Annotated in this window: 24 protein-coding genes; 7 read left to right on the forward strand and 17 right to left on the reverse strand. The window is 72.4% G+C overall.

What is annotated here, in order from left to right:
- Positions 1 to 157: 157 nt before the first annotated feature.
- The 7 genes from ADL29_RS28495 to ADL29_RS28525 form a co-directional block, all read right to left on the reverse strand.
- Positions 158 to 865 (reverse strand): TetR/AcrR family transcriptional regulator, encoded by a 708-nt coding sequence (locus ADL29_RS28495; protein ID WP_053926449.1) that lies wholly within the window; start codon positions 863 to 865, stop codon positions 158 to 160.
- A gap of 77 nt (positions 866 to 942) precedes the next feature.
- Complete coding sequence (locus ADL29_RS28500; protein WP_245689674.1) at positions 943 to 1,515, reverse strand: hypothetical protein; 573 nt, start codon at positions 1,513 to 1,515, stop codon at positions 943 to 945.
- Positions 1,512 to 2,663: a PDR/VanB family oxidoreductase gene (locus ADL29_RS28505; RefSeq protein ID WP_053926450.1), complete on the reverse strand. Its 1,152-nt coding sequence runs from the start codon at positions 2,661 to 2,663 to the stop codon at positions 1,512 to 1,514. Before ADL29_RS28505 ends, ADL29_RS28500 begins: the two co-directional genes overlap by 4 nt.
- 1 nt (position 2,664) lies before the next feature.
- The gene (locus tag ADL29_RS28510; RefSeq protein WP_053926451.1) at positions 2,665 to 3,579 is read right to left on the reverse strand and encodes a metal-dependent hydrolase; all 915 of its coding nucleotides are present in this window, start codon (positions 3,577 to 3,579) and stop codon (positions 2,665 to 2,667) included.
- A gap of 116 nt (positions 3,580 to 3,695) precedes the next feature.
- Positions 3,696 to 5,702 carry a hypothetical protein gene (locus ADL29_RS28515; protein WP_053926452.1) on the reverse strand — a complete coding sequence of 669 codons (2,007 nt, stop codon included), beginning with the start codon at positions 5,700 to 5,702 and terminating at the stop codon, positions 3,696 to 3,698.
- A gap of 288 nt (positions 5,703 to 5,990) precedes the next feature.
- On the reverse strand, positions 5,991 to 6,218 hold the full coding sequence (locus tag ADL29_RS28520) for a DUF397 domain-containing protein (RefSeq protein ID WP_046928382.1): 228 nt from the start codon (positions 6,216 to 6,218) through the stop codon (positions 5,991 to 5,993).
- A gap of 83 nt (positions 6,219 to 6,301) precedes the next feature.
- On the reverse strand, positions 6,302 to 9,442 hold the full coding sequence (locus ADL29_RS28525; protein WP_053926453.1) for an alpha-N-acetylglucosaminidase: 3,141 nt from the start codon (positions 9,440 to 9,442) through the stop codon (positions 6,302 to 6,304).
- 254 nt (positions 9,443 to 9,696) lie between these two features.
- Here ADL29_RS28525 and ADL29_RS28530 point away from each other — a divergent pair, with 254 nt between their 5' ends.
- The 3 genes from ADL29_RS28530 to ADL29_RS28540 are packed head-to-tail and all read left to right on the forward strand — an operon-like array spanning position 9,697 to position 12,108.
- Complete coding sequence (locus ADL29_RS28530) at positions 9,697 to 10,527, forward strand: GNAT family N-acetyltransferase (protein WP_078971356.1); 831 nt, start codon at positions 9,697 to 9,699, stop codon at positions 10,525 to 10,527.
- The gene (locus ADL29_RS28535) at positions 10,524 to 11,462 is read left to right on the forward strand and encodes a lysophospholipid acyltransferase family protein (RefSeq protein WP_245689675.1); all 939 of its coding nucleotides are present in this window, start codon (positions 10,524 to 10,526) and stop codon (positions 11,460 to 11,462) included. The genes ADL29_RS28530 and ADL29_RS28535 overlap by 4 nt, the downstream gene beginning before the upstream one ends.
- Complete coding sequence (locus ADL29_RS28540; protein WP_078971357.1) at positions 11,455 to 12,108, forward strand: DedA family protein; 654 nt, start codon at positions 11,455 to 11,457, stop codon at positions 12,106 to 12,108. Before ADL29_RS28535 ends, ADL29_RS28540 begins: the two co-directional genes overlap by 8 nt.
- 29 nt (positions 12,109 to 12,137) lie before the next feature.
- On the opposite strand, the gene ADL29_RS28545 is transcribed toward ADL29_RS28540, so the two are convergent.
- The 4 genes from ADL29_RS28545 to glnII all read right to left on the reverse strand — a co-directional run bounded on the left by ADL29_RS28545 (position 12,138) and on the right by glnII (position 15,762).
- Positions 12,138 to 12,758 (reverse strand): winged helix-turn-helix domain-containing protein, encoded by a 621-nt coding sequence (locus ADL29_RS28545; RefSeq protein ID WP_053926454.1) that lies wholly within the window; start codon positions 12,756 to 12,758, stop codon positions 12,138 to 12,140.
- A 289-nt stretch (positions 12,759 to 13,047) separates the two neighbouring features.
- Complete coding sequence (locus tag ADL29_RS28550) at positions 13,048 to 13,701, reverse strand: rhomboid-like protein (protein WP_053926455.1); 654 nt, start codon at positions 13,699 to 13,701, stop codon at positions 13,048 to 13,050.
- Between the two features lies 1 nt (position 13,702).
- Entirely contained in the window at positions 13,703 to 14,611 is a 909-nt protein-coding gene (locus ADL29_RS28555) for a DUF6891 domain-containing protein (protein WP_053926502.1), read from the reverse strand.
- 128 nt (positions 14,612 to 14,739) lie between these two features.
- Positions 14,740 to 15,762, reverse strand: a complete 1,023-nt coding sequence (glnII, locus tag ADL29_RS28560) for a glutamine synthetase (protein WP_053926456.1) — start codon at positions 15,760 to 15,762, stop codon at positions 14,740 to 14,742.
- A gap of 275 nt (positions 15,763 to 16,037) precedes the next feature.
- Between glnII and ADL29_RS28565 the strand changes: the two genes are divergently transcribed.
- Positions 16,038 to 16,937 carry a Gfo/Idh/MocA family protein gene (locus ADL29_RS28565; RefSeq protein WP_053926457.1) on the forward strand — a complete coding sequence of 300 codons (900 nt, stop codon included), beginning with the start codon at positions 16,038 to 16,040 and terminating at the stop codon, positions 16,935 to 16,937.
- Between the two features lie 38 nt (positions 16,938 to 16,975).
- Here ADL29_RS28565 and ADL29_RS28570 read toward each other — a convergent pair whose 3' ends face one another.
- Entirely contained in the window at positions 16,976 to 17,497 is a 522-nt protein-coding gene (locus ADL29_RS28570) for a hypothetical protein (RefSeq protein WP_245689676.1), read from the reverse strand.
- 215 nt (positions 17,498 to 17,712) lie between these two features.
- On the opposite strand from ADL29_RS28570, the gene ADL29_RS28575 reads away from it, so the two are divergent.
- Together ADL29_RS28575 and ADL29_RS28580 are read left to right on the forward strand one after the other, a co-directional pair.
- Positions 17,713 to 19,302: an AMP-binding protein gene (locus ADL29_RS28575; RefSeq protein ID WP_053926459.1), complete on the forward strand. Its 1,590-nt coding sequence runs from the start codon at positions 17,713 to 17,715 to the stop codon at positions 19,300 to 19,302.
- A 168-nt stretch (positions 19,303 to 19,470) separates the two neighbouring features.
- Positions 19,471 to 19,743: a hypothetical protein gene (locus tag ADL29_RS28580; RefSeq protein WP_053926460.1), complete on the forward strand. Its 273-nt coding sequence runs from the start codon at positions 19,471 to 19,473 to the stop codon at positions 19,741 to 19,743.
- A 25-nt stretch (positions 19,744 to 19,768) separates the two neighbouring features.
- Here the strand turns inward: ADL29_RS28580 and ADL29_RS28585 are convergent, their stop codons facing one another.
- From ADL29_RS28585 to ADL29_RS28600, 4 genes are all read right to left on the reverse strand, one after another.
- On the reverse strand, positions 19,769 to 20,359 hold the full coding sequence (locus ADL29_RS28585) for a PadR family transcriptional regulator (RefSeq protein ID WP_053926461.1): 591 nt from the start codon (positions 20,357 to 20,359) through the stop codon (positions 19,769 to 19,771).
- A 58-nt stretch (positions 20,360 to 20,417) separates the two neighbouring features.
- On the reverse strand, positions 20,418 to 22,433 hold the full coding sequence (locus ADL29_RS28590) for an NADPH-dependent 2,4-dienoyl-CoA reductase (protein WP_053926462.1): 2,016 nt from the start codon (positions 22,431 to 22,433) through the stop codon (positions 20,418 to 20,420).
- A gap of 281 nt (positions 22,434 to 22,714) precedes the next feature.
- On the reverse strand, positions 22,715 to 23,062 hold the full coding sequence (locus tag ADL29_RS28595) for a carboxymuconolactone decarboxylase family protein (protein WP_053926503.1): 348 nt from the start codon (positions 23,060 to 23,062) through the stop codon (positions 22,715 to 22,717).
- 590 nt (positions 23,063 to 23,652) lie between these two features.
- Complete coding sequence (locus ADL29_RS28600; protein WP_053926463.1) at positions 23,653 to 24,519, reverse strand: hypothetical protein; 867 nt, start codon at positions 24,517 to 24,519, stop codon at positions 23,653 to 23,655.
- A 317-nt stretch (positions 24,520 to 24,836) separates the two neighbouring features.
- On the opposite strand from ADL29_RS28600, the gene ADL29_RS28605 reads away from it, so the two are divergent.
- Positions 24,837 to 25,106 carry a hypothetical protein gene (locus tag ADL29_RS28605; protein WP_157878597.1) on the forward strand — a complete coding sequence of 90 codons (270 nt, stop codon included), beginning with the start codon at positions 24,837 to 24,839 and terminating at the stop codon, positions 25,104 to 25,106.
- Between the two features lie 74 nt (positions 25,107 to 25,180).
- Here the strand turns inward: ADL29_RS28605 and ADL29_RS28610 are convergent, their stop codons facing one another.
- Positions 25,181 to 26,383 (reverse strand): tyrosine-type recombinase/integrase, encoded by a 1,203-nt coding sequence (locus ADL29_RS28610; RefSeq protein WP_245689677.1) that lies wholly within the window; start codon positions 26,381 to 26,383, stop codon positions 25,181 to 25,183.
- Positions 26,384 to 26,427 lie beyond the last annotated feature (44 nt).

Raw genomic sequence — 26,427 nt, forward strand, 5'->3', positions numbered from 1 at the left:
CGCTGCCGGACAGCCCCGCGCAGCGGCAACCAGCCCGCCGCAGGCGCAACGGTGGGAAAGCCCGACACGTCGGCCCAGGCAAAGCGCAGCGGACGGGCCGCAGGCGCAACGGCGAGAAGACACCGCGGCGCCGCAGACGACAACGTGGGGAGAAACCTCAAGCGCAGCGAACCGGTTGCGGCAACTCCATCAACCGCGCCACCAGCTCCGCGAACATCCCGTTCTCCGGCTCGTCCGCCAGCATCCGGCGGACGACCCCGGCCATCTGCTCGTCGTAGGTGGCGCTCACCGCCGCCAGCGCCGCGAAGTCGTGCACCAGCTGCCGCTCCAGCTCCGCACGCGGCACCTGCCGCCCGTCCAGCCACAGCAGCGCGGTGGTCTCGGCCAGCGAGATCCACGAGCGGACCACCAGCGTCAGCCGCGGAGGCGGGTCGGGGACGCCGAGATGGGCGAGGATCTGGTCGTACGCGGCCTGCCGTACGCCGTCGATCAGGGCGCCGGTGCGGCTGCGCGAACCGGTCGCCGGGCCGCCCCGCATCAGCGCGGAGAAGCCGGGGCCGTGGTCGTCCACGAAGTCGAAGAAGCGCTCCATGACGCGCAGCAGGCGGGCGCCGAGCGGGCCCTCGTGCGGTTCCACGAAGCGGGCCGACAGCTCGTCGGCGGCGCGCCGCAGCGCCGCCTCGTACAGCTGCTGTTTGCCCGGGAAGTAGTGGTACACCAGCGGCCGCGATATACCGGCCGCCTCGGCGATCTCGTCGATCGACACATCCTCGGGAGAACGATGGCTGAAGAGCTCGAGTGCGACGCCGATGAGCTGCTCGCGCCGCTCCTCGACGCCCATCCTGCGGCGCGCCCCGGTCGTCATGCGCACCACCCTAACGACCCGGGGCGCCGCGCGGAATCGAACGGTCCCGCCGCAGGGAGGGGGCAGCGCCCCCGGCGTCACCAGGGGTAGGCCGGATCCTCGGTGATCTTCACCTGCTGGGGCGCGTACCGGGGGAAGGTCCAGATGCGGCCCGCGGTACTGGTGGCCGTCACGGCGGTCTCGTCCAGCGTGACCTCGGAGAACGGGTTGGAATAACAGGAGACCGCCAGCCACTCCAGGGTGCGCTCGTCGTCGTCCCGGGCCAGGGCGACCCAGCCGATGCTCCCGTGGGCGCTTGATTCGCCGGCCATGGCACGGCTTCCGGCGTGCGTGCACGAGGCGAACATCCCGTCGATGTCCAGCCAGCCGGTGGGGGTCCACGCCGTGGCCCGCAAGATCTCCTGCCAGTACCACTCCTCGGCCCGCCGGTCGTTCAACCGGTCGTGCGGGGAGGTCCGTACGAGCTCCATCACCGACAGCGAGCCGTCGGAAAACACGATGAAGTCCCCGTACGGAGCCTCCCGGGCGCGCCAGCGGTCGTGTACCGGGCCGGTCACCAGGTCAGCGCCGAGCGGCGCGTTGAAGGAATCCACCTGCACCATGATGACGGTGCGGCGCGGTGCAGGGCAGCGCAGCGCGACCGCTGTCACAGGTCGAGGACGAGCCGTCCGCCGTCGCGGGCCCGCGACACGCAGATCAGCAGTGAGTCGTCGCGCTCGGCGTCCGTCAGGAGTTCGTCGCGGTGCGCCACCTCACCGGCCAGCACCCGCTGTTGGCAGGTGCCGCAGAAGCCCTGCTCACAGCTGTACGGCAGATCCGGCAGCGCCTGGTCGCGGATCGCCCGGAGGATGCTGGTGCCGGCGGGCACGGTGACCGTGCGGCCGGTGCGGTGCAGTTCCACCTCGAACGGGACGTTGTCGGCGGCCGGGGCCGGCGAGGGGGCGGCGGCGGGGGCGAACCGCTCCGTGTGCAGGGTCAGGCCCTCGGGGGCGTCGGGCAGCAGCGCGGCCACCGCGTCCATCAACGGCTCGGGGCCGCAGCAGTAGACCGCGGCATACGGCGGCGCACCGGCGAGCAGGGCCGCCAGATCGGGCCGCCCGTCCTCGTCCTCGGCGACCACCGTGACCCGGTCCGCACCGGGCGCCGCCAGCTTCTCGATCTCCTCCAGGAACGGCATCGAGGCGCGCGACCGCCCGGCGTACAGCAGCCGCCACGGCACCCCTTCCCGCTCTGCCCGGCGCACCATCGGCAGGATCGGGGTGATGCCGATGCCGCCGGCGAGGAAGACATAGGCGTGGCACTCGTCCAGGCGGAAGCGGTTGCGCGGGCCGCGGACCTCCACGGCCGTGCCCTCGTGCAGCCGCTCGTGCACCTCCCGGGAGCCGCCCCGGCCGTCCTCGATCAGCCGGGTGGCGATGGTGTACGAGCCGGGCGTCGCGGGGTCTCCGCACAGCGAGTACTGGCGTATCGCCCCGGAGGGCAGGACCAGGTCGATATGCGCTCCGGGTTCCCAGTCCGGGAGACCGTCGCCCGCCAGGCGCAGCCGGACGACGCCCGCGGCCTCCTCCGTGCGCTCGGCGACCGTCAACTGCCGTGATGTGGTGGTGACTTGGGCATCCCGTCCTTTTCCCGAGACGGGGGTCTCGAGGGCGGGCATGGGCCACAGCGGGGACGCCTTGATGCGGTGGCGCAGCGCCCGGCGGGCCACCAGGGCGGCCGCGGCCGCCACGGCGACGGTGCGGACGGCGCGGGCGGTGCGGGCCGTGGGGGCCTTACGGATCCGGGGTGTACGGGGCATCTCAGGCGCCTCCGGGCGTACGGGATTCGGCCGCCGTCGCGGCGGGGGATCCGGCGAGATAGGCGGCGGCCTGTGCGGTGCTGCCGTACCGGGACGGGTGGTAGGTGCGGCTGAGGTACTGGGGGATGGAGCGCGTCATGGCCCCGGCGGTCGGCAGCACGCCCTGCCGTCCGGCGCGGAGGAACTCCCGGAAGCTCGCCTTTCCGTCGATCAGGGTGGGGTCGTTCTCCATGAAGAAGCGGATGCCTCTCTGCCAGAGAAACACCAGCGCGGTGAATGCGGTTGCCCACGTCCGTACCCGCCGCCGGTAGCCGCCGTCGAGATGGACGAAGAGATCGAAGGCCACCGAGCGGTGCTCGACCTCCTCCGCGCCGTGCCAGCGCAGCAGGTCGAGCATCGTCGGATCGGCGCCCCTGGCGTCCAGCGCCCCGGCGTTGAGCACCCAGTCGCCCAGGAAGGCGGTGTAGTGCTCGATCGCGGCGATGAGGGCGACCCGCTCCAGCAGCCACCACTTGCGCGCCCGCCCCGGCGGCAGCGTCCGGTCGCCGAGCAGCTTCTCGAAGAACCAGTCGACCTGCGCGGTGTACGGGGTGGGGTCCAGGCCCTGCGCCCTGAGGTGCGGCAGCACTCCGTCGTGTGCCTGGGAGTGCATGGCCTCCTGGCCGATGAACCCGATCACGTCCTCGCGCAGCCGGGCGTCGCGGACGTACGGCAGCACTTGCTTGTAGACGTGCACGAACCAGCGCTCGCCGGCCGGCAGGAGCAGATGCAGGACGTTGATCGTGTGGGTGGTGGCGGGGTCGCCGGGGATCCAGTGCAGAGGGGTGTCCGCCCAGTCGAACGCGACGTTGCGGGCCTTCAGCGGGATGTGTTCGGACGCGACCGGCTCGGGCCGCAGCGAGGCCGTATTAGACATGGCGTCAATGTACTGAGGGGTAAGGAATGCCGGTACCCCTCGGACGCGCCTTTCCGGACGCACCTTTCCCGCAGAGTCCGGGGGCCGGGCGCGGGACCTCGGGCGGCCGGGGATCCTCAGCGGAGCGCTTCGACCGTGCTCCCGTCCGCCAGCCGCCCCGTCAGCCGCGCCTGGGCGCCCGCTGCCGCCCTGACCGCCAACAGGCGGCCGGGCTCCTGGCCCCGCACCCCGCCGGCGGCCTTGAGCGAGGTGACCTTCTCGCTGCCCGCGGCCAGCAGCCACCACCGGCCCCCGGCGGCCTTCCACAGGACGCCGGCCAGCGCCCGCGGTGCCCGCGGCCCGCAGGCCGGAGTGCCGTCGACGCGGGCCGCCACCGTCCCCGGTGCGTACGGCCGGCCGCCCGGTGCGGGGGCCAGGAACTGCGCCAGCGTCCGGCTGCCCGGTCCGCGCCAGGTCTCCGCGCGGGTGCACACCCAGTCCGCGCTGCCCGCGCCCCCGGGCAGCGGCTGCTGCGCGAACTTCCAGGAGTTCACGCTCCGTACGCCCTGGCCGCGCACCGCTGCCAGCGCGCAGCCGCCGCGCGCCCAGGCCGTCCTGGCCTGCGGAGTGTTCACCTCGCCCGGACTGCGCGGGGGGCCGTAGGTGAGCCGGGCCGGGGCCAGCTCGCCCAGGTCGGTCAGCAGACGGCCGCCCATGCGCAGTGCGGGCCAGGTGGTGCACTTCTGCTCGGGGCGGGGCATCGGTACGGGGTCGGTCAGGCCGCCGGCGTCGATGCCCACCTGCTGGTCCTCCCCGTCCGGCTTCAGCAGGTCGACCAGGTGGACGGAGGTCACCCAAGGGGCCGTCAGATAGCGGATGTTGCCCGTCGTCCGGTTCACGACCAGGGCGCTCGACGAGGCCGCCGCCGCGCCGTCCGCACGCGCGAAGTCCAGCGCCGCGCCGCTGCCCTCCTCCCGGCCCTCGCCGTCGGCCGCCTCGGCGTAGCGCACCACCCGCAGGCCGTCGTGGAAGAGCACGACGACGGAGTGGTCGACGGCGCCCGCGAACAGCAGCTGCGGGGGACCGGCCGCGGGGCCCGTCGGGGTGCCCGGCGTCGCCGAGACCGGAACCCCGGCGCCCGGCCTGGCCCAGACCGCGAGCGCCCGGCGCAGCAGCGCCCGGTCGCCGACCCGGTCGCCGCGGGCGGGCCACGCCGAGAAGTCCTGGCGCGCCGCGTCCTTCCAGGCGCTCGCCGGGGCCGCCGTCAGCCTGCCGGGATCCAGGGCCGCCTCGGCCGCCGCGTTCTGTGCGTACGGGGGAGCGGCGGCGCCGTCCCGGCCCCAGCCGTCACCGGGCAGCCCCAGCAGCGCCCCGCACACCACCACGGCCGCGCCCGCCGCCAGCGCCGCCCGGCCGTGCTGCCGCCGCCGGATCAGATCCGTCGGCCGGGCCTGCAGCGCGCACGGGTCGAACTCCGCCGACTCCAGCAGCGAACCGTCCCGGCTGCCTGCCGGGAGCTCGGTCCGCCCGGCCTCGTCCAGTGCCTCCTGGGGGTCGGCCACCCCGGCGCCCTCCAGGAGCCGGGCCGTCTCCCGGTCCGTCAGCCCCTCCAGATCGCGCAGCACGAACGCCGCCCGGCCCGGTCCGGACAGCGCCGACAGCGCCTGGTCCAGGGCGAGTTCATCGGCGCCGCCGGAGCGCGGGAAGAGGCGCAGCCCCCAGACCTGGGGGAGGAGGGGCGGGAGCGCGGGGAGGCGCCGGCGGGGCCGTCCGGTGGCGAGCGCGGCCTTTAGCACACGGTGGCGGAGAACGGCATAGCCGGGATCGGCGGTCGCGTCGCCGTCGGCGCCCTGGGCGGGGATACCGGGTCCGGGCGCGGGGGTGTTCCGGTGCGGCAGGGCGCGCTGTACCACCGCATGGGCGGCCAGCACCCGGCGGCCGCGGCCGTCGCCAGGCGGCAGGACGAGATAGGCGAGCCGTACCAGCCGGGGATAGTGCTCCACCAGCGCCGCCTCGGCCTGCTCGACGTCGATGATCCCGTCGACGCCGGGCTCACCGGCGCCGGCCTCACCGGCACCGGCGAAAAGCCCCGGAGAAGTGCGGTCACGGTCCGGACGCGGGGATGCCGCCTGCTGCTGCTCCACGTTCGGTGGAACGAGTGAATCCTGTGATGGTCACCCGTAGTGCGTCTGTTCGCCCCCACGGGTGACCGGCCATCAGGGGGGGCCGGGGGGCGTGGTCACATTCCCGTCGTTCGCCCGTAGGGCGGGGCGCGCGGCGTCCGGTGCGGTGCATCGCAAGGCGGAGGTGCGCCCGCAAGGGGGTCCCCCCGCGCCCTTTAGACGTGGGGGAGGTTCTCTGCGGGTGTGCCGACAACGCCGCGAGGTGCCGTGTCAGGCGCCGCGCGCCAGGCGGGAAGGTGACGACAGCCGCTACGCCAGGTCGAACTCGCCGTCCCGCGCGCCGAGTACAAAGGCCCGCCATTCCGCCTCGGTGTAGCGCAGGACCACATCGGGGTCCGTGGAATTGCGCATCGCCACCGCGCCGCGCTCCAGGAACGCGATCTCCACCGCCTCCTCGGCGTCGCCGGGCGGGCGCTGCCAGACGGCGTCGGAGATGTCGAGGCCGTAGAGCCACTCCTTCTCAGCTGCGGAACCCATACGGTTTTCCCCTCGCTCGTGATGCGTTTCGGCCAGCGTACGCCGTGGTCCGGCGACCGCTCCAGTGGATCGCAGGCGGCCGGTCAGGACATCCGCCAGCGGCGGAATTCGGCCGTTCCGCGGTGCCCCGTCGCGGAGTTGGCGGCGCACTGGTGCAGGCCGGCGTCCTGTGCGGCGGCGGCCCCGGGGACGGTGACGGTGGCGATCTCGCGCCAGGTGGCGCCGCCGTCGGCGGAGCAGGCGCCGGTGTACGTACCGGCGCCGCCGCCGTCCCGTCCGCGGGTGAGGCGGAGCAGCGCCGGGGCGGCGATCCCGGGGAGCCGCCGGTAGGTGTCCAGGGTGCCGTCGCCGGTGGCGTCGTAGGAGAGGACGGCTCCGTTGGCGGGCGTCACGGAGAGGTTCAGGAAACCGGGGGAGGCGGGCCTGGCCAGGTCGTTGCGGACGATGATGCCCGCGCGGGCCCAGGGGCCGGTGCCGTCCTCCTGGCGGGTCACCTCCACCGTCACCGAGCCGCCCGCCCGGAGCGCGCCCGGCCGGTAGACGGCGCCGAACTCCTCGGTCCCCTTCCACAGATCGGCCCCCGCGCCGTCGATCGCGAAGCGCCCGTCCAACTGGCCGAAAACCGCCCTATTGGTGGTGACGGTCTCGAGATCGTCGTCCAGCGGACCGGCCACGAACAGCACGCCGTGGGTGACCGCGCGGACGCGGGGCTCGCCCTTGGGCCCGTACTCGGCCGTCAGGCCGTACGGCAACGGGCGCAGCGGATCCTGCGGCGGCCCCGAGGGGGCGGCCACCCGCCAGCGGGCCTCGCCGGTGCCGCCCGGCGGGAGGGAGGGGAGGGAGAGCGGGCCGTCGGCTCTGGCCTCGAGGCCGGTGAGGGCGAAGTCGACACGGCCGGTGGCGCGCAGGCCGTTGACGTTGCGCAGGGCGGCGGTCAGCGTGGCGTGGCCGCCCGGCGGCATCGCGTGCGGGGCGGCGGTGACCGTGACGGTGCCCTGGTACGGGGCGGTGGCGAGGGTGTCGTGGACCCGGCGGGCGGTGCGGTGCGGATCGGCCGTCGGGCGCAGCGGGTAGTCGTTGCGCCGGCGGGTCCAGGGCTCCTCCATGGCGTACCAGTCGAAGGATTTCGGCGGGCGGTCATCCGCCAGCGCGTCCTCCAGCTCGTCCAGGTACGCCTGCCACTGGGGGAGATGGACGTCGCCGATCAGGCCGTGCCAGTCGCGGTTGGCGTAGTGGGCGAGCGCGCCTCCGTCGGCGGTGGGCCGGTCCGCCCAGGTGGTGATCAGCGCGCGGGCGCTGTGCTCCAGCTGCGCCGCCTCCGCGTCGCCGGACGCCATCGCGCGGGCGTCGGCCAGCCAGGGCCCGAGCAGGAACTGCCGGTGCGCGCCGGTGACCTCGTCGCTCAGCCGCATCAGCCGCAGCCACAGCCGCGCCAGCTCCCGGAACGCCGGGCGGTCCTTGCGGCGGTAGGCCTCCTGGAGCTGGGGGATCAGCTGCCAGGAGCGGTTGGCGAGGGCCTGCCGGGCGGCGTCGGTCAGATCGTGGCGGTAGGCGTCACTGTCGCGCAATGCCGGGCGGATCTTGAGGAGTGCGGCTAAGGCGGTGTCGAAGGCGGCCAGGTCGAAGGCCGGGGTGTGGGTGGCGTAGCGCGTGCCGGAGCGGGCGGCCAGGTCCGGACGGGCGGCGAAGACCGAGTCGTGCGGGCGGCCGTCCGCGCTGCCGATCGCGTACGCACTGGTGCACAGCGCGGCGAAGGCGGCGCGGGCCTGGTCGTCGCGGGCGCCGTAGCGCAGATCGGCGTACCGCGCGAACCATGCGGTGCGGTCCACCGGGCGCTCCCGCCAGGCCAGTTCGCTGAACAGCTCGAAGGCGGCGGGATCACGCTCGGCGGCCTCCGGCATATAGGCGGTCCCGGCCAGCCGGCTGCCCTCTTTGTCCCGCCATACGGTGAAGCGCTTCGCCCACATATGGGTCTTGGCGCCGATGGTGGTCCGGCCGCCGAAATTGGGGATGGAGCCGAAGGCGTACGGCACCCCGCCCCAGTCCCGCTCCCGGTCGGTGACCCGGTCCAGATCGCTCAGGCCGTCCACGATCAGCATCCGGTCGTGGTCGACGGCGTTCAGCAGATCGCGCCGGGGGTTCTCCTGCCAGCCGAGGATCACCCACGTGGCGCCGGGGCGGGCGGTGCGCAGCGCCTTCTCCACGGCGCGGGCCGCCTCCGGCACCGGTACGTCGCCCGGGTCGCCGCCCTCGTGCAGCAGATCCATCTTGAAGTGGTCGGCGGGACCCAGGAGTTGCTGCTGATGGCGGTAGAACGCGGCGGCGACGTCGGCGAAGACGCCGGTCCGGGGGTCGAGCCAGTCGGGGCGCCGCAGGCCGGACCAGGTGCCCTGGGGGACGGTCCGTGCCCCGGGGTTGCGGGCGGCGAAACCGTCCGGGACGGTGCCGAAGTAGCCGGGGAGCACCGGGTGCATGCCGAGGGCGCGCAGCCGGTCGGTGATCCTGCGGCCCAACTCGGCGCGCTTGGCGAGCAGTTCAGGGCTGACGGGGCCGCCGTATCCGCTCATGTTCTGCAGCAGCCACCACGGCTGGTGCGACGGCGCAGGGAGCCACGTACGGGCTTCGGCGTCGGAATAGCCGAAGTCGGTCAGCAGGCGGTGGTAGACGGCTTCGGTGCCCGGGGTGACCAGCACCTCGTTGACGCCGTGCAGCGCGAGGACGTCGATCAGGCGCTCCCAGCGTGCCCAGGTGGCGTAGGGGGCGGTGTAGCCGTCGTGGGTGTCGTTGAGGGCGAAGCGGTGCGGCAGTGCGGTGGACCGCTCGGACGGACCGGCGGGGGCGGGCAGCCGGGCGGGCAGGGCGGGCTGGTCGCCGGCCCAGGAGAGGTGGGCGTGGCAGGTGTATTTGAGGTACCAGTGGACGCCGGTCAGGAGCGTGGCGGGGGTCGTGCCGGCGACGGTGATCCGGCCCGCGGTGCCCTCGACCCGGAAGCGGTCGGTGGTGCCGTCGGGGGCCAGCGGGCGGAGCCGGAACTGACCGGCGTGGCCGGGCAGCAGCCGTTCGAGGGCGGCCCGCGCCGGGGCCGTGTCGAACGGGGCGGCCTGCCCTCGGCGGGCCCCCGGCGGTGGCGGTCCGCCCGGGGCGGGGGCGGCGGCGCCGAGTGCGGCCCCCGCGCCGATCGCTCCGGCGGTTCCCAACAGCGTGCGTCGTGACGGCTGGCTCACGTGTGCCCCCCACTGCTCGGCAGTAACAACGGACCCGTGCGGGGGGCACGGTAACGCTCGGCCGGTCTCGCTCCAAGTAGGCCGCAACGGCCGTCGGCGACCAGTGTTCCGCGGACCCTCATCCGTACGCTCCCTGCGCTTCATGCGCCCGGCCGTCGGGCACGGGAACAGTTTCCTGCGAAGAGAAGGCCAGGTCATTGGGGTAAACCACAGATTTTCGGTGGTGCGCACACCACCGTCCAAGGAGGGCTTCCATGCGCTCGGCACCGACCGCGTCCACCGCCGCCCCGGCACCCGCCACTCCCGCCACTCCCGTCTCTCCCTCCCTTCCCTCCCAGGACACCGCTCCCGCCGCCGACCCGGCGGCTGCCCCCGGCTACACGGCCGTGATCGCCGACACCCAGGAGCAGATCCGCGCCGCCCAGCGCCTGCGCCACCGCGTCTTCGGCGAGGAGATGGGCGCCACCCTGCACTCGCCGCTGGCCGGCCACGACATCGACGCCGTCGACGACCTCGCCGACCACCTCGTCGTCACCCACACCGCGACCGGCGAGGTGGTCGGCACCTACCGGCTGCTGCCGCCCGGCCGCAGCCCGCGCCTCTACTCCGACGGCGAGTTCGACCTCTCCGCCCTGGAGGAGCTGCGCCCCTCCCTCATCGAAGCGGGCCGCTCCTGCGTCCACCCCGACCACCGGGGCGGTGCGGTGATCAACCAGATGTGGGCCGCGCTCGCCCGCTACACCCTGCTCTCCGGCCACCGCTATCTCGCCGGCTGCGCCTCCGTCCCGCTCGCCGACGGCGGCACCGCCGCCGCCCACGCCTGGGAACTGGGCCGCACCCGCTACGCCGCCCCGCACGGGCTCCGGGTCACCCCGCACCACCCCTGGCACTCCACCGTCCCCGTCCCCGACCGCCCCAGCGCCGCCCAGCTCCCCCCGCTGCTCCGCGGCTATCTGCGCATCGGCGCCGTCATCTGCGGTGCGCCCGCCCATGACCCGGAGTTCGACGTCGCCGACTTCTTCGTCGTCCTGGACATGGAACGGCTCGGCGACCGCTACCGGCGCTTCTTCCTGGGGGAGCGGTGAACCCGGCGGCCGCCCCCGGGCGCGCGGTGCACGGACCCTGGGACGTCTGGTCCGGCTGTACGCCGGACTGTGCCACGCACGCGCTGCCGCGGGTTCCGGCGGCCGAAACCGCCCGGCGCACCGCCGCGTTCGCCCGCCGGGTCGGCCGCGCGCTGACGGACGGCGAGCGGCTGGCCGATCCGGTACGGCTGCGCGCGCACGCCCGCGGGCTGCTCGATGCGCTCGGCATACGGGTCGAGGGGGCGGCCTCGCTGACCGCGGGCGGCGGGCCGGGCGGCGGGCCCGGCACCCTCATCGTCGTCAACCACATCTCCTGGCTCGACATCCCCGCACTGCTCGCCGTCGAACCGGTCACCCTGCTCGCCAAGCGCGAGGTCGGCGGCTGGCCGGTCGTCGGCGGCCTCGCCCGCCGCGCCGGTACGCACTTCATCGACCGCACCAATCCCCGCCAACTTCCTCATGCCATAGACGAGTTGACCGGACTCCTCGCCTCCGGGCGTTCGGTCGCGGTCTTCCCGCAGGCCACCACCTGGTGCACCACCGGCCAGGGCACCTTCCGCCGGGCCACCTTCCAGGCCGCCCTCGACGCGGGCGCCCCGGTCCGGCCGGTGACCCTCGGCTACACCCAGGGCGGCCGCCCCAGCACGGTGGCCGCGTTCTGCGGCGAGGACACCTTCGCCGCCTCGCTGCGGCGGGTGCTTGCGGCCCGCGCGCTGGCCATACGGGTCACCGCGCATCCGGCACCGGCGGGGGAGGGGCTCGACCGGCGCGGCCTGGCGGCCCTGGCCGAGCGCGCCGTACTGGGCGGGCGGGGACCGGCCCGGGAGGGCGCGCCCGCGGTGTCCACGTCTGCGGTGTCCATGCCTGCGGTGTCCGCGCCCGTGGTGCCGTCGCCGCGACGGCACCCCGAACCGGCGGCCCGCCACCATGTCTGACCTGCTCGGCCAGCTGGCGCAGCTGGACCGGCTCGCCGAGCCGCTCCGGGACCTGCTGCACTCGCCCTGGCTGTGGCTGGTCGTCCTGCTGGTGTCCGGCCTCGACGCGCTGCTGCCGTTCATGCCGAGCGAGACCACCGTGGTGCTCGTCGCCGTGCTGATCGGCCCGCATCCGCCGCTGCTGGCGCTGCTGGCCGCCGTCGCGGCGGCCGGCGCGCTGGCGGGCGACTGCCTCGGCTACTGCGTCGGCCGCTACGCCGGTCCCCGCGCCACCGCCCGGCTGCTGCGCGGCGAACGCGGCCGGGCCCGGCACGCCCGCGCCCGTACGACGGTCGAACGGCACGCCGCCACGCTCGTCATCGCCGGCCGCTTTCTGCCCGGCGGGCGGGTGGTCGCCGCGCTCTCCACCGGGAGCGTGCGCTTTCCGCTGCGCCGCTTCGTCCTGCTGGACGCGGTGGGCGCCGCCCTCTGGGCGCTGTTCAGCACGGCCCTCGGGGGCCTCGGAGGGGCGGCGCTCACCGATTCCCCGGTGACGGCGCTGCTGATCGCTTCGGGCACGGGGCTGGTGGTCGCGGCAGGTGTGGCGTCCTGCCGGCGGAGGGGTCCGTGGCGGGTTGTCCGGGAGGGCGTACGGGACGGGGCCTGACCCCGTCCCGCCTGCTCATCCGGAGTCGCTCAGCCCTGCACGCCGGGCACGTACTTGTAGCCGACCCGGCGTACGGTCACGATCGACGCCCGGTGATCGGCGCCCAACTTGCGGCGCAGCCGGGCGACATGGACATCGACGGTGCGGCCGTCGCCGACATGGCCGTACCCCCACACCGTGGTCACCAGCTGGTCGCGGGTGTGCACCCGGTGCGGATGCGCCACCAGGTGGGCCAGCAGCTCGAACTCCAGGTACGTCAGGTCCAGCAGTCTGTCCTGGACCCGTACGGTGCGCTGCTCGGGATCGATCCGTACGATCCCGTCGCCGGTCCACGCCGCGGACGCGGCCCGGTCCGCGGCCGCCGCCGTCGGCTCGGCGGCCGACTGCGGGGCGGCGGTCTGCGGGGCGGCGGCCCGGGTGGCCTGTTCGGCCGGTACGAGGACCAGGTAGCCGACCATCGGCGGCTGGCCGGGCAGCGCGGGCAGGCTGTGCTGGGGCGCCGGCAGCCAGGTCGCGCCGGAGTTCAACAGCTCGGCTACGGGCGGTACTTCGTCGGGGGACACGGCGCGCAATCGGTGGCGGTGCGCGGTGGTGCGGTCGGACAGGGGGGCCGTCGCGGAAGTGGCAGGAAGGGTACGGACGTTCGTCATCGGGATCAGCTCTTTCGCGCAGGGGGCGTCGGGGACGTCGTGCGCGCGGGCAGGGCTGGGGACGCCGGTCAGCGGCGTCGGAGAGGCATGTGCGGGCCCGCGCTCAGTGCGCGCGGCAACACAGACGATCGAAAGCGTGCGCCTGCCGGGACGGCCAGAAGGGCTCGAGGTCGCTGCGACCCGTCGCGGTGTGAGGAAGGCTGGCCATGGCCCTATTGAACCAGACGGCCGAGGCGATGGGGAACGGAGTTGACCGACGTCACGGCGCTGTCCCGCATCGTGGACCGTGCTACCGCGGCCTGTTGCGGGCCGGACGTGTCCCGGCCCCCGCTGTCCCCGCCCCTGCCACCCCGGCCGTCCGTATGCCCGTGCCCATCGCCGCCCCGAGCGCCAGCGCCGTCAGATGGCCGGCGTCGGTGAACGTCCGCCCCCGGCGCAGCACCGGACGTATCCCCAGCGCGAGCAGCCCGGCCGTCGCCGCGGCCCGCGCGCCGCGGTGCGGAACGGAGGCGGCGAGGGCGCCGAGCGTGGCGTTGAAGCCATAGCTCGCGCCGACATCGACGGCCCGCGCCGTCGCGTCGGGAGGGTCGGTCCGGACCCGTCCGCGCAGGCCCGCGTAGACCAGCAGGCTGGCCCCGATGTGCCCGGCCGCGAACACCCCGGCGGCGCGTGCGGTGCCCCAACGCGCCTCGGCCGTACCGAGCGTGGCCAGCAGCGCGGCGCCGTACGGCAGCGGCAGCGGCTCCTCGACGAAGGCCGCGCTGGTGACCAGCGTCCGCCACCGTCCGGCCCGCAGATTCGCGACGTTGGTGGAATGCGCCCGCAGCACCTCCGTGCGCCGCTCCCGGGGCAGCCGCGCCATGGCGTACGCGCCGAGCTGGAGGGCACCGACATACAGCGGCGCCGCCCAGGGGACCACCGGGCGCCTGCGGTACGTGGTCATCTCAGGCCCCCGTCGGCAGCCGCTTGCGCCACTCCAGCGGGGCGACTTCGATGACTTTGTTCGGATTGCCGTCCCACTCCACCGGCAGGCCCGCCTCGGTCAGCGCCGCCGACACCGTCCGCCCGACCTCGGCCCTGTCCTCGTCGGAGCCCCCGTACGCGCCGTACCGGACCGAGAGGCCATGGCCCGCGGCGACCGACTCCGTGTCCTGGTAGTGGAAGAAGACGAAGCCGTGGTCGGCCTCGGCGCGCTCGGCGCCGATCTCGGCCAGCCCGCAGCCGCTGCAGCAGGTGAAGTTCATCCGCGCCGTCAGCCCCTGGCGCTCCAGCGCGGCGAACGCCCCGGCCACCCGGTCCGCGTCGGTCACCTCGGGCCATGCGGCCTGCTCGGCGAGGCGTTCCTGCCACGGGCCGGTGGCGATCCGCGCCGCCTCGTCCATCGAGAGCGAGGACACTCCGGGGTCGTCGAAGACGTCACAGAGGTTCTGTGCGACCTGATGGAAGGTCCAGAAGCCGGACCGGACGGCCTTGCGCGCCTGTTCCTCGGCGTCGGCGCGGAGCTCGGGCGGCACGCCGGGGGTGGACACCAGGTCGTCCAGGTGCCACTCCAGCGCCGTACGCCAGGACTCCCCGCCCCGGGCCCAGTCCAGGAACACCGCTATGACCTGGTCGGCATCGGCACATCCGGCGCGGAAGTGCTGCTCCGGGCCGCCGTCGCGGTACTCCACGGTGAACGGCCCGTCGTCCTCCCGCCAGGCCTGCAGGAACTGCCGGGGCTCCTCCGGGATCCGCTCGGCGACCGCGAAATGGTCGTCGTCGGCGCCGATCCGCCGCAGCAGGGCGGTCAGTTCGGCTTCGGCCGGCCGAACGAGGTCCGGTCCGCTCTCGGTCTTGACGGTGATCGCAAGCATGTCCACAGCCTGCCACCCGCCACTGACAACCGGCCCCCGGCCCGGTACGCGGAAGGGGCCGGACCATGGCGGCCCGGCCCCGACTCGGCTTTTCCTGCGGTGTCCTGCGGGTCTCGGAACGGTGTGTCTCAGACCTGCTCGCGCTTGGCCAGCTCGGTGCAGCAGGTGTCCACGATCAGGCGGGTGACCACATACGGGTCGACGTTGGCGTTCGGCCGCCGGTCCTCGATGTAGCCCTTCTTCTCGACCTCGACCTGCCACGGGATCCGCACCGAGGCGCCGCGGTCCGAGGCGCCGTAGGAGTACTGGTCCCACGGGGCGGTCTCGTGCGCGCCGGTCAGGCGGTCCTCGATGCCGGTGCCGTACTGGCGCACGTGCTCCAGCGGCTTGTCGCCCTGGCCCAGCGCCTCGCAGGCGGTGATGATCGCGTCGTAGCCCTCGCGCATCGCCCGGGTGGAGAAGTTGGTGTGCGCGCCCGCGCCGTTCCAGTCGCCCTTGGCCGGCTTGGCGTCGAGCGAGGCGGTGACGCCGTACTCCTCCGCCACCCGGTGCAGCAGCCAGCGCGCCACCCACATGTGGTCCGAGACCTCCAGCGGCGCCAGCGCGCCGACCTGGAACTCCCACTGGCCGGGCATGACCTCGGCGTTGATGCCGGACAGGCCGAGCCCGGCGGCCAGGCAGAGGTCGAGGTGCTTCTCGACGATCTCCCGGCCGAAGATCGCGTCGGCGCCCACACCGCAGTAGTAGTCGCCCTGCGGAGCCGGGTAGCCGCCGCCCTCGGGGAAGCCGAGCGGGCGGTCACCCTTGAGGAAGGTGTACTCCTGCTCGATGCCGAAGATCGGCTCCTGCGCGGCGAACTTCTCCGCCACCGGGCGCAGCGGGGCGCGGGTGTTGGAGACGTGCGGCGTGAGGTCGGTGTTCAGGACCTCGCACAGGACGAGAAGGTGGTCGCCGCCGCGGATCGGGTCGGGGCAGCTGAACACCGGCTCCAGGACGAGGTCCGAGGAGTGGCCTTCCGCCTGGTTGGTGCTGGAGCCGTCGAAGCCCCACCGCGGCAGCTTGCTCGCGTCCGTAAGGATCTTGGTCTTGGAGCGGAGCTTGGCGGTCGGCTGGGTGCCGTCGATCCAGATGTACTCGGCCTTGATGGTCACGGGGTCCTCATATACGGGTAGGTGCGGGTACGCGTGCGGGCGTACGGCTGCACTCTGGCAATGGGCCGTTTCCCGTCCGTTGCCCGTATGTGAACCACAGGTTACTCAATCGGACATCGGGTTACCCTTTGATTTAGCCGCTGCGAGCCCTCTGTTTCCTTGCATTGTGTTGCCGGGTGGGGTGTGTGGCCTCGAAGATGCCCCTTCAGTGGCCCACCGCCCCTCCGGTACGCCCGGCGTACGGCGTTGTCAGTGGTGCGCGCGACACTTGCTCCATGACCACTCCGGCCCCGGCTCCCCGCATCGGACTCCTCGGCACCGGCCCCTGGGCCCGGCGGGTGCATGCGCCCGTCCTCGCCGCCCACCCCGACGTCGACCTCGTCGGCATCTGGGGGCGCAGACCCCAGGCCGCCGGGGAGCTGGCGCAGGCCCACGGCACCCGGGCGTACGCCACCCCCGAGGAGCTCTTCGCCGACTGCGATGCCGTCTCCCTCGCCCTTCCGCCGTCCGTCCAGGCCCCGTTGGCGATACGGGCCGCCGAGGCCGGCTGTCACCTCCTCCTGGACAAGCCGGTCGCGACGACGGTGGCCGAGGCACACGCCGTGGCCGATGCCGCCGAGCGCGCGGGCAGCGCCTCGGTCGTCTTCTTCACCGCGCGCTTCGGGGAGCGCGAGGGCGAGTGGATCGCGGCCCAGGAGGCGGCCGGCGGCTGGTTCACCGCGCACGCCGACTGGCTCGGCTCGGTCTTCGCCGAGGACAGCGACAGCCCGTACGCCGATTCGCCCTGGCGCCGTGAGAAGGGCGCCCTGTGGGACGTCGGCCCGCACGCCCTGTCCGTACTGCTCCCGGTCCTGGGCGACGCCGAGACGGTCACCGCCACCCGCGGCCCGGCCGACACGGTGCTGCTGGCGATCCGGCACGCGAGCGGTGCGGCGAGCTCGGCGACCCTCAGCCTGACCGCCCCCGGGCCCGCGTCCGGCGTCGAGGTCACCCTGCGCGGCACCACGGGCACCACCGCGCTGCCCCGCCGCCTGGCGGGCCCGGAACCGGCCTTCCACCGGGCCGTCGACGCCCTGCTGACCGCCGCCCGTACGGGGCTGCCGCATGCCTGCGGCCTCCGCTTCGGGGTGCGGGTGACCGAGATCCTGGCGCGGGCGGAGGAGCAGCTGCGATGAGCGGACGGCTCCAGGGGTGGCCGGGCCCGCCGGGGCGGTTACTTGATCACCGCGTTGGCGACCGCGATCGCCACCCCCAGGGCCAGGTCGGCCGACCCGATCAGCACGGCACTGTGCCATCCGTAGCCGCTGCGCCGCGCCGACAGCGCCCCCAGCCCGAACAGCAGCGCCGCGTTCAGGCTCAGCCCGGCCAGCGTGCTGGACTCCTCGGGCCAGCCGGACACCCCCGCGGCCAGCAGCAGCATCACCGTCGGCACACAGGCGGCCACCAGCGGCCACTCCGCCCACAGCCGGCGCGCCAGGATGCGCCAGCGGTGCCCGGCGGACTCCTCGCGGTGCGCGGACATGTGGTGGGCGTACCCGTGCGCCAGCGCCGCCATGACGGCCGTGACCAGCACCCACATGGCGTCGTAGTACGGCGTGTACATCTCGCCCGCTCGCTGGAGAGCGGCCAGCAGCGCGCTGGCCAGCAGAGTTCCGTAGACAGCGCTGAACAACGCGCGGCGGGCCGCCGTCTGCCCGGGCGTCATGTCCCGGGGCGTCAGGTCTGGGGACGCCATGGACCGACCTCCGATCTCGCCGCGCCGGTGCGCCGCGTCCTGCGATCCTCGGGGCCGGCCGCACCAGGCGGCGCCGGCGCCGCCTCGCCTCGGCGAACCGGCCCGGATCAACCAGCCGAAAGGGCGACAGCCCTGCGCCGCCCGACGTCGTGGAAGATCGGACGGACGGCCGGACGACCGGCCGCCTTCACCAGCCCACCCAAGGAGCCGCGCCCATGACACACAGCGCCCAGGCCCTCCCCGCCAGCTACGTCCAACCCCTCCTGGCCGCCCTGACCCGCGACCCCGACCGCCCCGTACTGACCGGCGCGGACGGAGCCCAGCTCACCGCCGGCGCCTTACACGCCACCGTGCACCGCATGGCGGCCGTCCTCGCCGCACGGGGCATCGGCCGCGGCCGGACCGTCTCCCTCCTCAGCGGCAACCGCTCCGAGGTGCTCGCCGCCCGTTACGCCGCCAACCTCCTCGGCGCCCGCGTGGTCTTCCTCTACGTCGGCATGGCCCCCGAGATCCTGGCCCGGATCGCGGCGAGCGTGGAGACCGCCCTCCTCCTGGCCGACCCCGACCTGCACGACACCGCACGGGCGGTCCTCGGCCACCTCGACGGGCCGGCCCCCGAGGTCATGACCCTCGGCCCGCTGCCCGCCCCCGTACCCGAGGCGCCGCAGGACACGGCGGCCCTCGGCCCCGACCTCCTGGCCGCCTGCGCCGCCCTCCCCGCCACCCCCGAGATCGCCTGCGCCGCCCGCCCCGAGGACGAGTGGTGCATCCGCCACACCGGCGGAACGACCGGTATCCCCAAGGGAGTACGGATGGCCAACGGTCCGTACGCCGCGATGTTCGCCCAGCAGCATCCGGTGGCCACCGGCGAACGGCCCCGTTTCCTCGCCTGCACCTCGCTCGCCCACCTGGCGGGCGTCCTCACCGACGTTGCGCTCGCGGCCGGCGGCTCCGCCGTGCTGCACCGCGACTTCGACCCCGCCGCCGTGCTCGCCACCATCGCCCGCGACCGCATCACCCACCTCTGGCTGCTGCCCCCGCTCCTCTACCGCCTCCTGGACGACCCCGCCCTCCCCGGCACCGACGTCAGCTCGCTCACCAGCATCACCTACGGCGGCTGCGCGGCCTCCCCGTCCCGGCTGGCGGACGCCGCCAAGGCCTTCGGCCCGGTGCTGTACGGGATATACGGCATGTCCGAGGCGATGTCGATCACCGTCGCCCTCCCGGAGGACCACACCGCGACCGGCCCCGGCGGCCGGATCACCGCCGGCCGCGCACTGCCCGGCGTCGAGCTCGCCATCCGTGACGCGGACGGGCGGGACCTGCCTGCGGGCGAGCAGGGAGAGGTGCACGTCCGCTCCGACGGCGTCATGGCCGGCTACTGGAAACAGCCCGAGCTGACCGCGCAGGCGCTGACCGGCGACGGGTGGCTGCGCACCGGTGATGTCGGCTGCCTGGACGGCGACGGACGGCTCTACCTCGTCGACCGGCTCAAGGACGTGATCATCGTCGTCGGCGGACATGTCCACCCGGCCGATGTCGAGGACCTCCTGCACACCCATCCGGCCGTCGCGGAGTGTGCGGTCTTCGGCATCCGCACCGCGGACGAGACCGAGGAGGTCCATGCCGCGATCGTCGCCGCCCCCGGCCATGACATCGACCCGGACGCCATCCGCGCTTTTGTGGAAGCCCACAAAGGCGCCCTGTACGTCCCGACGGCCGTCCACGTCGTCGGCACCATCCCCCTCACCCCCGTCGGCAAGCCCGACAAGGCCCGTCTGCGGTCCGCCGTGACGGGCTCCTGAGGCCTCCCGGAACCAGCCGGGAACGGGGCCCGGACCGGCCCCGTTCCCGGGCTGCCGAAAGTCCCCAAATCCCCGCTGGCCAGGGGCTTTTGTCAGTGCCCGACGGTAGAATGGGAAGCAGTCAAGGAAGAAGTACCCGGGCTCGCCCAGCACTCCAGGAGGTCGCCGATGGCCGCTGCCGCACTCATGACGAAGCCGCTCCCGACCCACTCGCTGCCCAAGAAGCCGCTGCCCGCCGGATGGCCGCGTGAGAAGTACGAATCCCACAACCGCCGCCTGAAGGCGATGCGTCTGGCCATAGCCCTGCTCGACACCGGCGTCTACCGCCCCGAGCAGGCCCACAACCACAGGATCCGCACCACCGCGGCCGCCATAGGCGTGCACGCACCCTCCGACACGACCTGCCGCCTGGTCCGCGCCCTGATCTACGACAACTGCTGACGGGCGGCCGGTGCGCGGGCCGGGGTCACTCCCCGGCCCGCACGCCGGTGTCCGCGCCCGAGCCGGCCTCCCCGTCCGCCTCCGCGTCCATGTCCGCGACCTCCGCCAGCGCCTCCTCCAGCCACTGGACCCAGAAGGTCTCCAGCCCGATCCCGGCGCGCAGGACGAGCCGCCGCAGCCGGTCCTCCGGGTCGGCCACGGCGCCGAAATCGCGGCTGTCGATCTCCTCGTACTCCGCCAACTGCCGTTGGTGCAGCGTCAGATGCCGCCGCAGCTCGTCGTCGAGTCCGGCGCGCCCGACCACCGCCGCCGCCCGCAGCCGCAGCACCAGCGCATTGCGGACCGGCTTGGTGTCCTGCTCGCCGGACGCCCAGGCGGTCAGCTCGGCGCGCCCCGCGGGCAGCACCTCGAACTCCTTCTTCTGCCCACGGGCCGGCCGCTCGGACGGCAGCGCGCGAATGAACCCGGCCTGCTCCAGCTTCCCGAGCTCCCGGTAGATCTGCTGATGCGTGGCCGGCCAGAAGTACCCGATCGACCGGTCGAACCTGCGGGTCAGCTCCAGTCCCGACGACGGCTTTTCGAGCAGGGCGGTGAGAATCGCATGCGGAAGGGACATGGGGGAATCCTAGGCACGGCCGCGGCCGGCCACCGTGCCCAGGATCGGCCCGCCGCGGTCACAGGGCCGCCGCAAGCTCCGTCCCCTGCTTGATCGCGCGCTTGGCGTCCAGCTCGGCGGCGACATCCGCACCACCGATGAGATGCACGGCCCGCCCTTCCGCGCGCAGTTCCTCGTACAGATCCCGCCGCGGCTCCTGCCCCGTGCACAGCACCACCGTGTCCACGGCGAGCGTCGTGGCCTCGCCGTCGACCGTGAGGTGCAGCCCCTCGTCGTCGATCCGCTCGTACGTCGCCCCGGCGACCATCGTCACGCCGCGGTGCCTGAGCTCCGTACGGTGGATCCAGCCGGTGGTCTTGCCGAGCCCGGCGCCGACCTTCGAGGTCTTGCGCTGGAGCAGATGCACCCGGCGCGGAGCCGTGGGCCGCTCGGGCGCCCGCAGCCCGCCCCGCTCGCCGTACGCCGTGTCCACACCCCAGGCCCGGAAGTAGGTCTCCGCATCCCGGCTCGCCCCGTCCCCGGCATCGGTCAGGAACTCCGCGACATCGAAGCCGATCCCGCCCGCCCCGATGATGGCGACCCGCTCGCCCACCGCCACGCCCTCGCGCAGCACGTCCAGATAGCTGACCACGCTCGGATGCCCGATCCCCTCGATCTCCGGGACCCGCGGCGTCACCCCCGTGGCAACGACGATCTCGTCGAACTCACCGAGATCCCCGGCCGTCACCGCCGCGCCCAGCCGCACCTCCACACCGCGCAGCCCGAGCTGTGTCCGGAAATACCGCAGCGTCTCCTCGAACTCCTCCTTGCCCGGCACCCGCTTGGCGATGTTCAGCTGCCCGCCGATCTCCTCCGCCGCGTCGAACAGCGTCACCGCATGCCCCCGCTCGGCTGCCGAGACCGCACACGCCAGCCCGGCCGGCCCGGCCCCGACCACCGCGAGCCGCTTCCGGCGCCGCGTCGGCGAGAGCACCAGCTCCGTCTCATGGCAGGCCCGCGGATTCACCAGACACGACGTGATCTTCCCGCTGAAGGTGTGGTCGAGGCAGGCCTGGTTGCACCCGATGCAGGTGTTGATCTCCTCGGCCCGCCCCTCCTTCGCCTTGCCGACGAACTCCGGATCGGCGAGGAACGGCCGGGCCAGCGACACCATGTCCGCCCGCCCGTCGGCGAGCAACTCCTCCGCCACCTCGGGAGTGTTGATCCGGTTGCTGGTCACCAGAGGCACGGAGACCGCACCCATCAGCCGCTTCGTCACCCAGGTGTACGCACCGCGCGGCACCGACGTCGCAATGGTCGGGATGCGCGCCTCGTGCCAGCCGATGCCCGTGTTGATGATCGTCGCTCCCGCCGCCTCGATCTCCTTGGCGAGCGCGATGACCTCCTCCAGCGTCGAACCGCCCGGGACGAGATCCAGCATGGACAGCCGGTAGATCAGGATGAAGTCGGGCCCGACCCGCTCCCTGGTCCGCCGCACGATCTCCAGCGGGAAACGCACCCGGTTCTCGTACGAGCCGCCCCACCGGTCCGTACGGCGATTGGTCACCCCGGCAATGAACTCATTGATCAAATACCCTTCCGACCCCATGATCTCCACGCCGTCGTACCCGGCCGACTTGGCCAGCTCGGCCGCCCGCACATAGTCCTCGACGGTCCGCTCGACCTCGTCGTCCGTGAGCTCATGCGGTGTGAAGGGGCTGATCGGCGCCTGAAGCGCGCTGGGAGCGACCAGTGCGGTGTGATACGCGTACCGCCCGAAGTGCAGAATCTGCATCGCGATCCGGCCGCCCGCCGCATGCACCGCCTCCGTCACGACCCGGTGCTGCGCCGCCTCCTCCTCGGTGGTGAGCTTGGCCCCGCCGTCGTACGGCCGCCCCGCCTCGTTCGGCGCGATACCACCGGTCACCATGAGCCCGACGCCGCCCCGCGCACGGGCGGCGTAGAAGGCGGCCATCCGCTCGAACCCGTTCTCGGCCTCCTCGAGGCCGATGTGCATGGACCCCATCAGCACCCGGTTGGGGAGCGTGGTGAATCCCAGGTCGAGGGGGCTCATCAGGTGGGGGTACGGGCTCATGCGGCGGCTCCTTGGGCGGTGGTCGTCAGCAATGTTGTAGACGAGTCGAAGGCCGTTCTGCAACAAGTTGCATAAACCTGGGCCCGCGATGAAGGTCACAACCGGAGGAGCCTTCGGCCTCCAACGAAAAAGGGGACCCCCACAACCGCACTGCGGGCGGGTCCCCATGCGGCCGACCACTCGACCGCGGCACGCGACGGGCGGCCGGCCTGGATTCCATGCGTACGGAAGACGAGACGCCAAGACGCTCCCGGCTTCACGCACGCTCGGTCAGCACCCCGTCACGTCTCCATCTCCGTGACCAGCTCGGCGAAACCGAGCGCGCGCAGCACGCTGCCTGCCGCGTCGACCACCCGCGCACTGCCGACGATCGGCGCGATCGCCACACAGACGGCCTTGGCGTCTTCGGCGGTCAGCCCGGCTTCCTTCGCCACGCTGAGATTGGTCAGGTACGAGGCGGGCGCGGCATCCATCGCGATGAGCGAAGCCAGCCGTACGAGGTGGTAGGTGCGCTCATCGAGGCCGGAATTGGGCAGCGTTTCGATGGTCATCCGCGCGAGCTGCTCAAAGACCGGGTGCTCACCGTGAGCAAGGGCGCCCAGGGTCCGTTCGGGAGCTTCTGCTGTCATGATCGCCACCTTCTCGCTCGTTGTGTCGAGGACGGTCGCGAGAGGAGACGGGTGCACGATGCACCCTTTGCGCAGCAAGGTCCTATACGGGTGATTCCATTGCTCACTCGCCTCAAACCGGCGGAGGCCGCCGCCCCGGGGGTGGGGCGGCGGCCTCCGTGGTGTTTCTGACGTCGATTTAGATGTCGAAGTACAGCTGGAGAAGTGCTCTGACCTGCACCGATATCTTGCTGATGGGCAGGACGGTGCACAAGCGGTGCACTGGAGGAGCGTTAGACGGAATCGGTACGTCTCTTGTGGCGTCGGCGGTGTGCCTTGCGGTACTTGCCAGCGACTCGTCGCTGCCGTACGACCGTCCCGACGGTGCGGCGGCGGTGCTCCAGGATGGCGATCCACCATGCCAATCGGTCACTGGACTTATCTGGGATGAGCAGTCGCAGGGCCCGGAGACAGAAGAAGACCAGGCTAGTGAATGCGACGACCAGGCATGCTGCCCACCAAGGCATGCTGGTGCCCACGGTCCCAAGGATCTCGATCACGACGCGGGTGCTTTCTGTCGGTAGCTCAGAGGGACGAATGGTGTGCGGCGGCTACGCACGTCGCGAGCGAAGGCGGAGCGTAGCGTTTCCGAGCGTGATGGCGAGATGGTCGGGTGCCGATACCGTCCTGGTCCCGGGAATGCCGATGATCGGATCAGTCATCGACGCGGCCAGGTCGTCCGGATAGGGGTATGAGTCCCATCGCAGCTCCCAGCTGTCACCGGCCCCCTGAAGCTTCCGGTCTTCGCCAAGACTGCGGTCGCTGTCGAGCCAGCCTGGGCGCCGCAGGGGGTCATAGAACCAGTTGCCGATTGCCCACCTGCGGTGAGGGTCTCGTGCTGAGATGCGGCAGAAGACGCCAGCCAGAAGACACTGTGCGTGCTCAGTCATGGGAGGCACGCTGGCCAGCTGTTCGCGTTCGGCAGGAGTGAGCGGAGCATCCATGGTGAAGAAGTCGACGTAGGACTCGCTTCGTGCGCCGGCAGGTTTCCCTGATGGATTATCCGTGACTACGAACTGCGCGTTGGTAGGCAGATGCCGCATGATGTAGGTGCCGTACCCGCGATGTTCCTCAACCCGCAGACCCGGCAACCCGCCAACCCCATTCGGCTCCGGGAGCAGGTAGTCGACCACGTTATGGGGCACGTCAGTGATGAGCACCATGCGATCGAATCGTGGGGACGCCGTGATGGTGTACGCGGAGAGGGCGGCCATGTGCCACCCGGCGGGAGTGCTGTAGTCGTACCCGCGGTTCAGCAAGCCGAGCGCGAGCAGCGCACGTAGCTCTCGTTGCCCCGGGACACAGACATCCACCCCGATGGAGTGGTCGCGGGCGATGCCGGCTTTGGCTGCGGCGAACTTCTCGCCGGTGTATAGCGAACGAGTGCGGGCCGCCATGTTTCGCTGGCTTTCGGGCATGCTTCACCTCACCGCTGCCCGGTCAGCGCATCAGGGCCACATACCTTGTGAAACCACGCGTCGTCTGTTGCGTCGCGGAGTAGGTGCTCCACACCCTGCACAGCTTCCGTGAGTACCGGGCTCACATACTTCTGCTGGCGACCGGGCCTCCGCGGACCGGCATCTGCTCGCACTCTACCTGACGTCTGCCCGGTTTCGCGTTGAGTTGCCGGAGGTCTCAGCGTGAGAGGGACGTTCGTCTCTGCCTCTGGCCTGCATGATGCGGAGAGCAGTGCCCATGGGGTTTGGGGCCTGGCCAGGTGCGCATATTGCCGTTCATGACCGACTCGCCGAAGGAAGACCTCGACGCCCTGATACAGGCTGTCGCAGAGCTGCATGGGTCCAATGTCCGGGGCAAAGAAGCCCGAGCCGCGGCGGAGGCCGCGGCGAACCTCCACTCCGCAAGTGGGTTCCTTTATGCACCCGGGGAGGTGTTGGACACCTTCGACCGGGCCATCGAAATCGGCTATGCCGCCGCACTTCGAGGAGCCCGTGAGGGGAAGTTCGACGAGGAAATCCGGGTCTGGCGTCCGGGACTCATCGGCTGAGGCACCGTCATGCGTGAGAGGCCAACGAGGTGCTTTGGCCCCGTCGGCCCCTCCTCCAGTGGCGCTTTTGGCGATTAGGCAGCCAGTCGGTAGCGGTGCCCGATTGCCTTGCGTGCCTTCTCCACAGCGCCGGTCACACGGTGTACGTACCGCCGCAACGTGAACGCCGGATCCTCGTGGCCGAGCAGGTCGGCGAGCGTGTAGACGTCCACGCCCTCGTTGATCGCCTCCGAGGCGAAGAGGTGCCGGAGGGCGTGCATCATCTTGTCCCGGCAGGGCTCCCACCTGCGGCCTTTGCCGGTCGGCTTGTCGTTCACCGCCTCGATGGCACCGATCGCCTCAAGGGCCGCCTTCCAGAGGTAGTTGAAGTAGTTCTTGTTGAGCACCTTGCGCTCGCGTGTGGTGAACATGAGGCATACGGTGACCAGCTCGCCATCCTTCTCCAGCCACGGCAGCGTGACCTTGACCGGAGGAAACTCCCGCATGTGCTCGCGCAGCAGTGTCGCCAAGTCCTCGTCGAGGGGGACGTAGCGGTCTTTCGGATCGTCCTTGGTGCCGCCCTTGGGCGGCGCGAAGACGAGCGTGCCGCGGTGATGCGTGATCTGACGGCAGATGCGGACGGTCTTGTCGTCCTCCGACCAGTCCACGTCGTCCGGGCTGAAGCCGAATATCTCACCTTGCCGCATACCGAGCCCACGGCCACAGTCGACCGTGGCTTGGTATCGGTCCGGCAGCTGCTTGCGCAGGTCATCCGTCTGCTCCCAGGAGAGCGGCACGTTTTTGGCTGACTTCTTCGACCGCCTGGGCTTCACGCGCTTGACCGACCCGGTCTCGCACGGGTTCTTCGGGACCAGGTCGTCGTCCACCGCCATGGCGAGGATCGACGACAGGTGGGTGAAGATCAGGCCGACAGTCGTCTCGTCGAGCACCTGTAGCCGGCGCTTGATCCAGGTCTGGATCGTGGATGGCTTGACCTGCCGCAGCTTGAGATCCCCCAAGGGGCCAATGACGTGGTTGCGGACACGGGATTCGTACTGGTGGTACGTCCGGGGGTTGTCGAACGTCTGGTTCGTCAGCCACTGCTCGGCGATGCTCTTGAGTAGCGTGTCGCCCTTCTTCGGGGCGATGTACGTACCGTCGTCGACGGTCCCCAGCATCCGCGTCAGGTGCTGCCGGGCATCCTCATACCGCTCGAAGCTCTCGCTCTGTTGCTGCCCGTCGGGGTCCCGCCAGCGTGCCAACCAGCGCTTACCGCGCCCGTGCTCGCGGGATGGCACCTTGCCGTGGGCCCTGCACTTCTCCTCCCCCGACTCCGGCCGCT

The organism is Streptomyces chattanoogensis (assembly GCF_001294335.1).
In the GTDB taxonomy this organism is placed as follows: Bacteria; Actinomycetota; Actinomycetes; order Streptomycetales; family Streptomycetaceae; genus Streptomyces; species Streptomyces chattanoogensis.

Coding starts and splice junctions, on each gene's coding strand:
- ADL29_RS28545 (WP_053926454.1), bottom strand. CDS start 12,758: ATGACGAACGTCCGTACCCTTCCTGCCACTTCCGCGACGGCCCCCCTG.
- ADL29_RS28590 (WP_053926462.1), bottom strand. CDS start 22,433: ATGAGCCCGTACCCCCACCTGATGAGCCCCCTCGACCTGGGATTCACC.
- ADL29_RS28595 (WP_053926503.1), bottom strand. CDS start 23,062: ATGACAGCAGAAGCTCCCGAACGGACCCTGGGCGCCCTTGCTCACGGT.
- ADL29_RS28495 (WP_053926449.1), bottom strand. CDS start 865: ATGACGACCGGGGCGCGCCGCAGGATGGGCGTCGAGGAGCGGCGCGAG.
- ADL29_RS28600 (WP_053926463.1), bottom strand. CDS start 24,519: ATGCCCGAAAGCCAGCGAAACATGGCGGCCCGCACTCGTTCGCTATAC.
- ADL29_RS28530 (WP_078971356.1), top strand. CDS start 9,697: ATGCGCTCGGCACCGACCGCGTCCACCGCCGCCCCGGCACCCGCCACT.
- ADL29_RS28575 (WP_053926459.1), top strand. CDS start 17,713: ATGACACACAGCGCCCAGGCCCTCCCCGCCAGCTACGTCCAACCCCTC.
- ADL29_RS28510 (WP_053926451.1), bottom strand. CDS start 3,579: ATGTCTAATACGGCCTCGCTGCGGCCCGAGCCGGTCGCGTCCGAACAC.
- ADL29_RS28505 (WP_053926450.1), bottom strand. CDS start 2,663: ATGCCCCGTACACCCCGGATCCGTAAGGCCCCCACGGCCCGCACCGCC.
- ADL29_RS28570 (WP_245689676.1), bottom strand. CDS start 17,497: ATGGCGTCCCCAGACCTGACGCCCCGGGACATGACGCCCGGGCAGACG.
- ADL29_RS28580 (WP_053926460.1), top strand. CDS start 19,471: ATGGCCGCTGCCGCACTCATGACGAAGCCGCTCCCGACCCACTCGCTG.
- ADL29_RS28540 (WP_078971357.1), top strand. CDS start 11,455: ATGTCTGACCTGCTCGGCCAGCTGGCGCAGCTGGACCGGCTCGCCGAG.
- ADL29_RS28550 (WP_053926455.1), bottom strand. CDS start 13,701: ATGACCACGTACCGCAGGCGCCCGGTGGTCCCCTGGGCGGCGCCGCTG.
- ADL29_RS28565 (WP_053926457.1), top strand. CDS start 16,038: ATGACCACTCCGGCCCCGGCTCCCCGCATCGGACTCCTCGGCACCGGC.
- ADL29_RS28585 (WP_053926461.1), bottom strand. CDS start 20,359: ATGTCCCTTCCGCATGCGATTCTCACCGCCCTGCTCGAAAAGCCGTCG.
- ADL29_RS28555 (WP_053926502.1), bottom strand. CDS start 14,611: ATGCTTGCGATCACCGTCAAGACCGAGAGCGGACCGGACCTCGTTCGG.
- ADL29_RS28520 (WP_046928382.1), bottom strand. CDS start 6,218: ATGGGTTCCGCAGCTGAGAAGGAGTGGCTCTACGGCCTCGACATCTCC.
- ADL29_RS28605 (WP_157878597.1), top strand. CDS start 24,837: ATGACCGACTCGCCGAAGGAAGACCTCGACGCCCTGATACAGGCTGTC.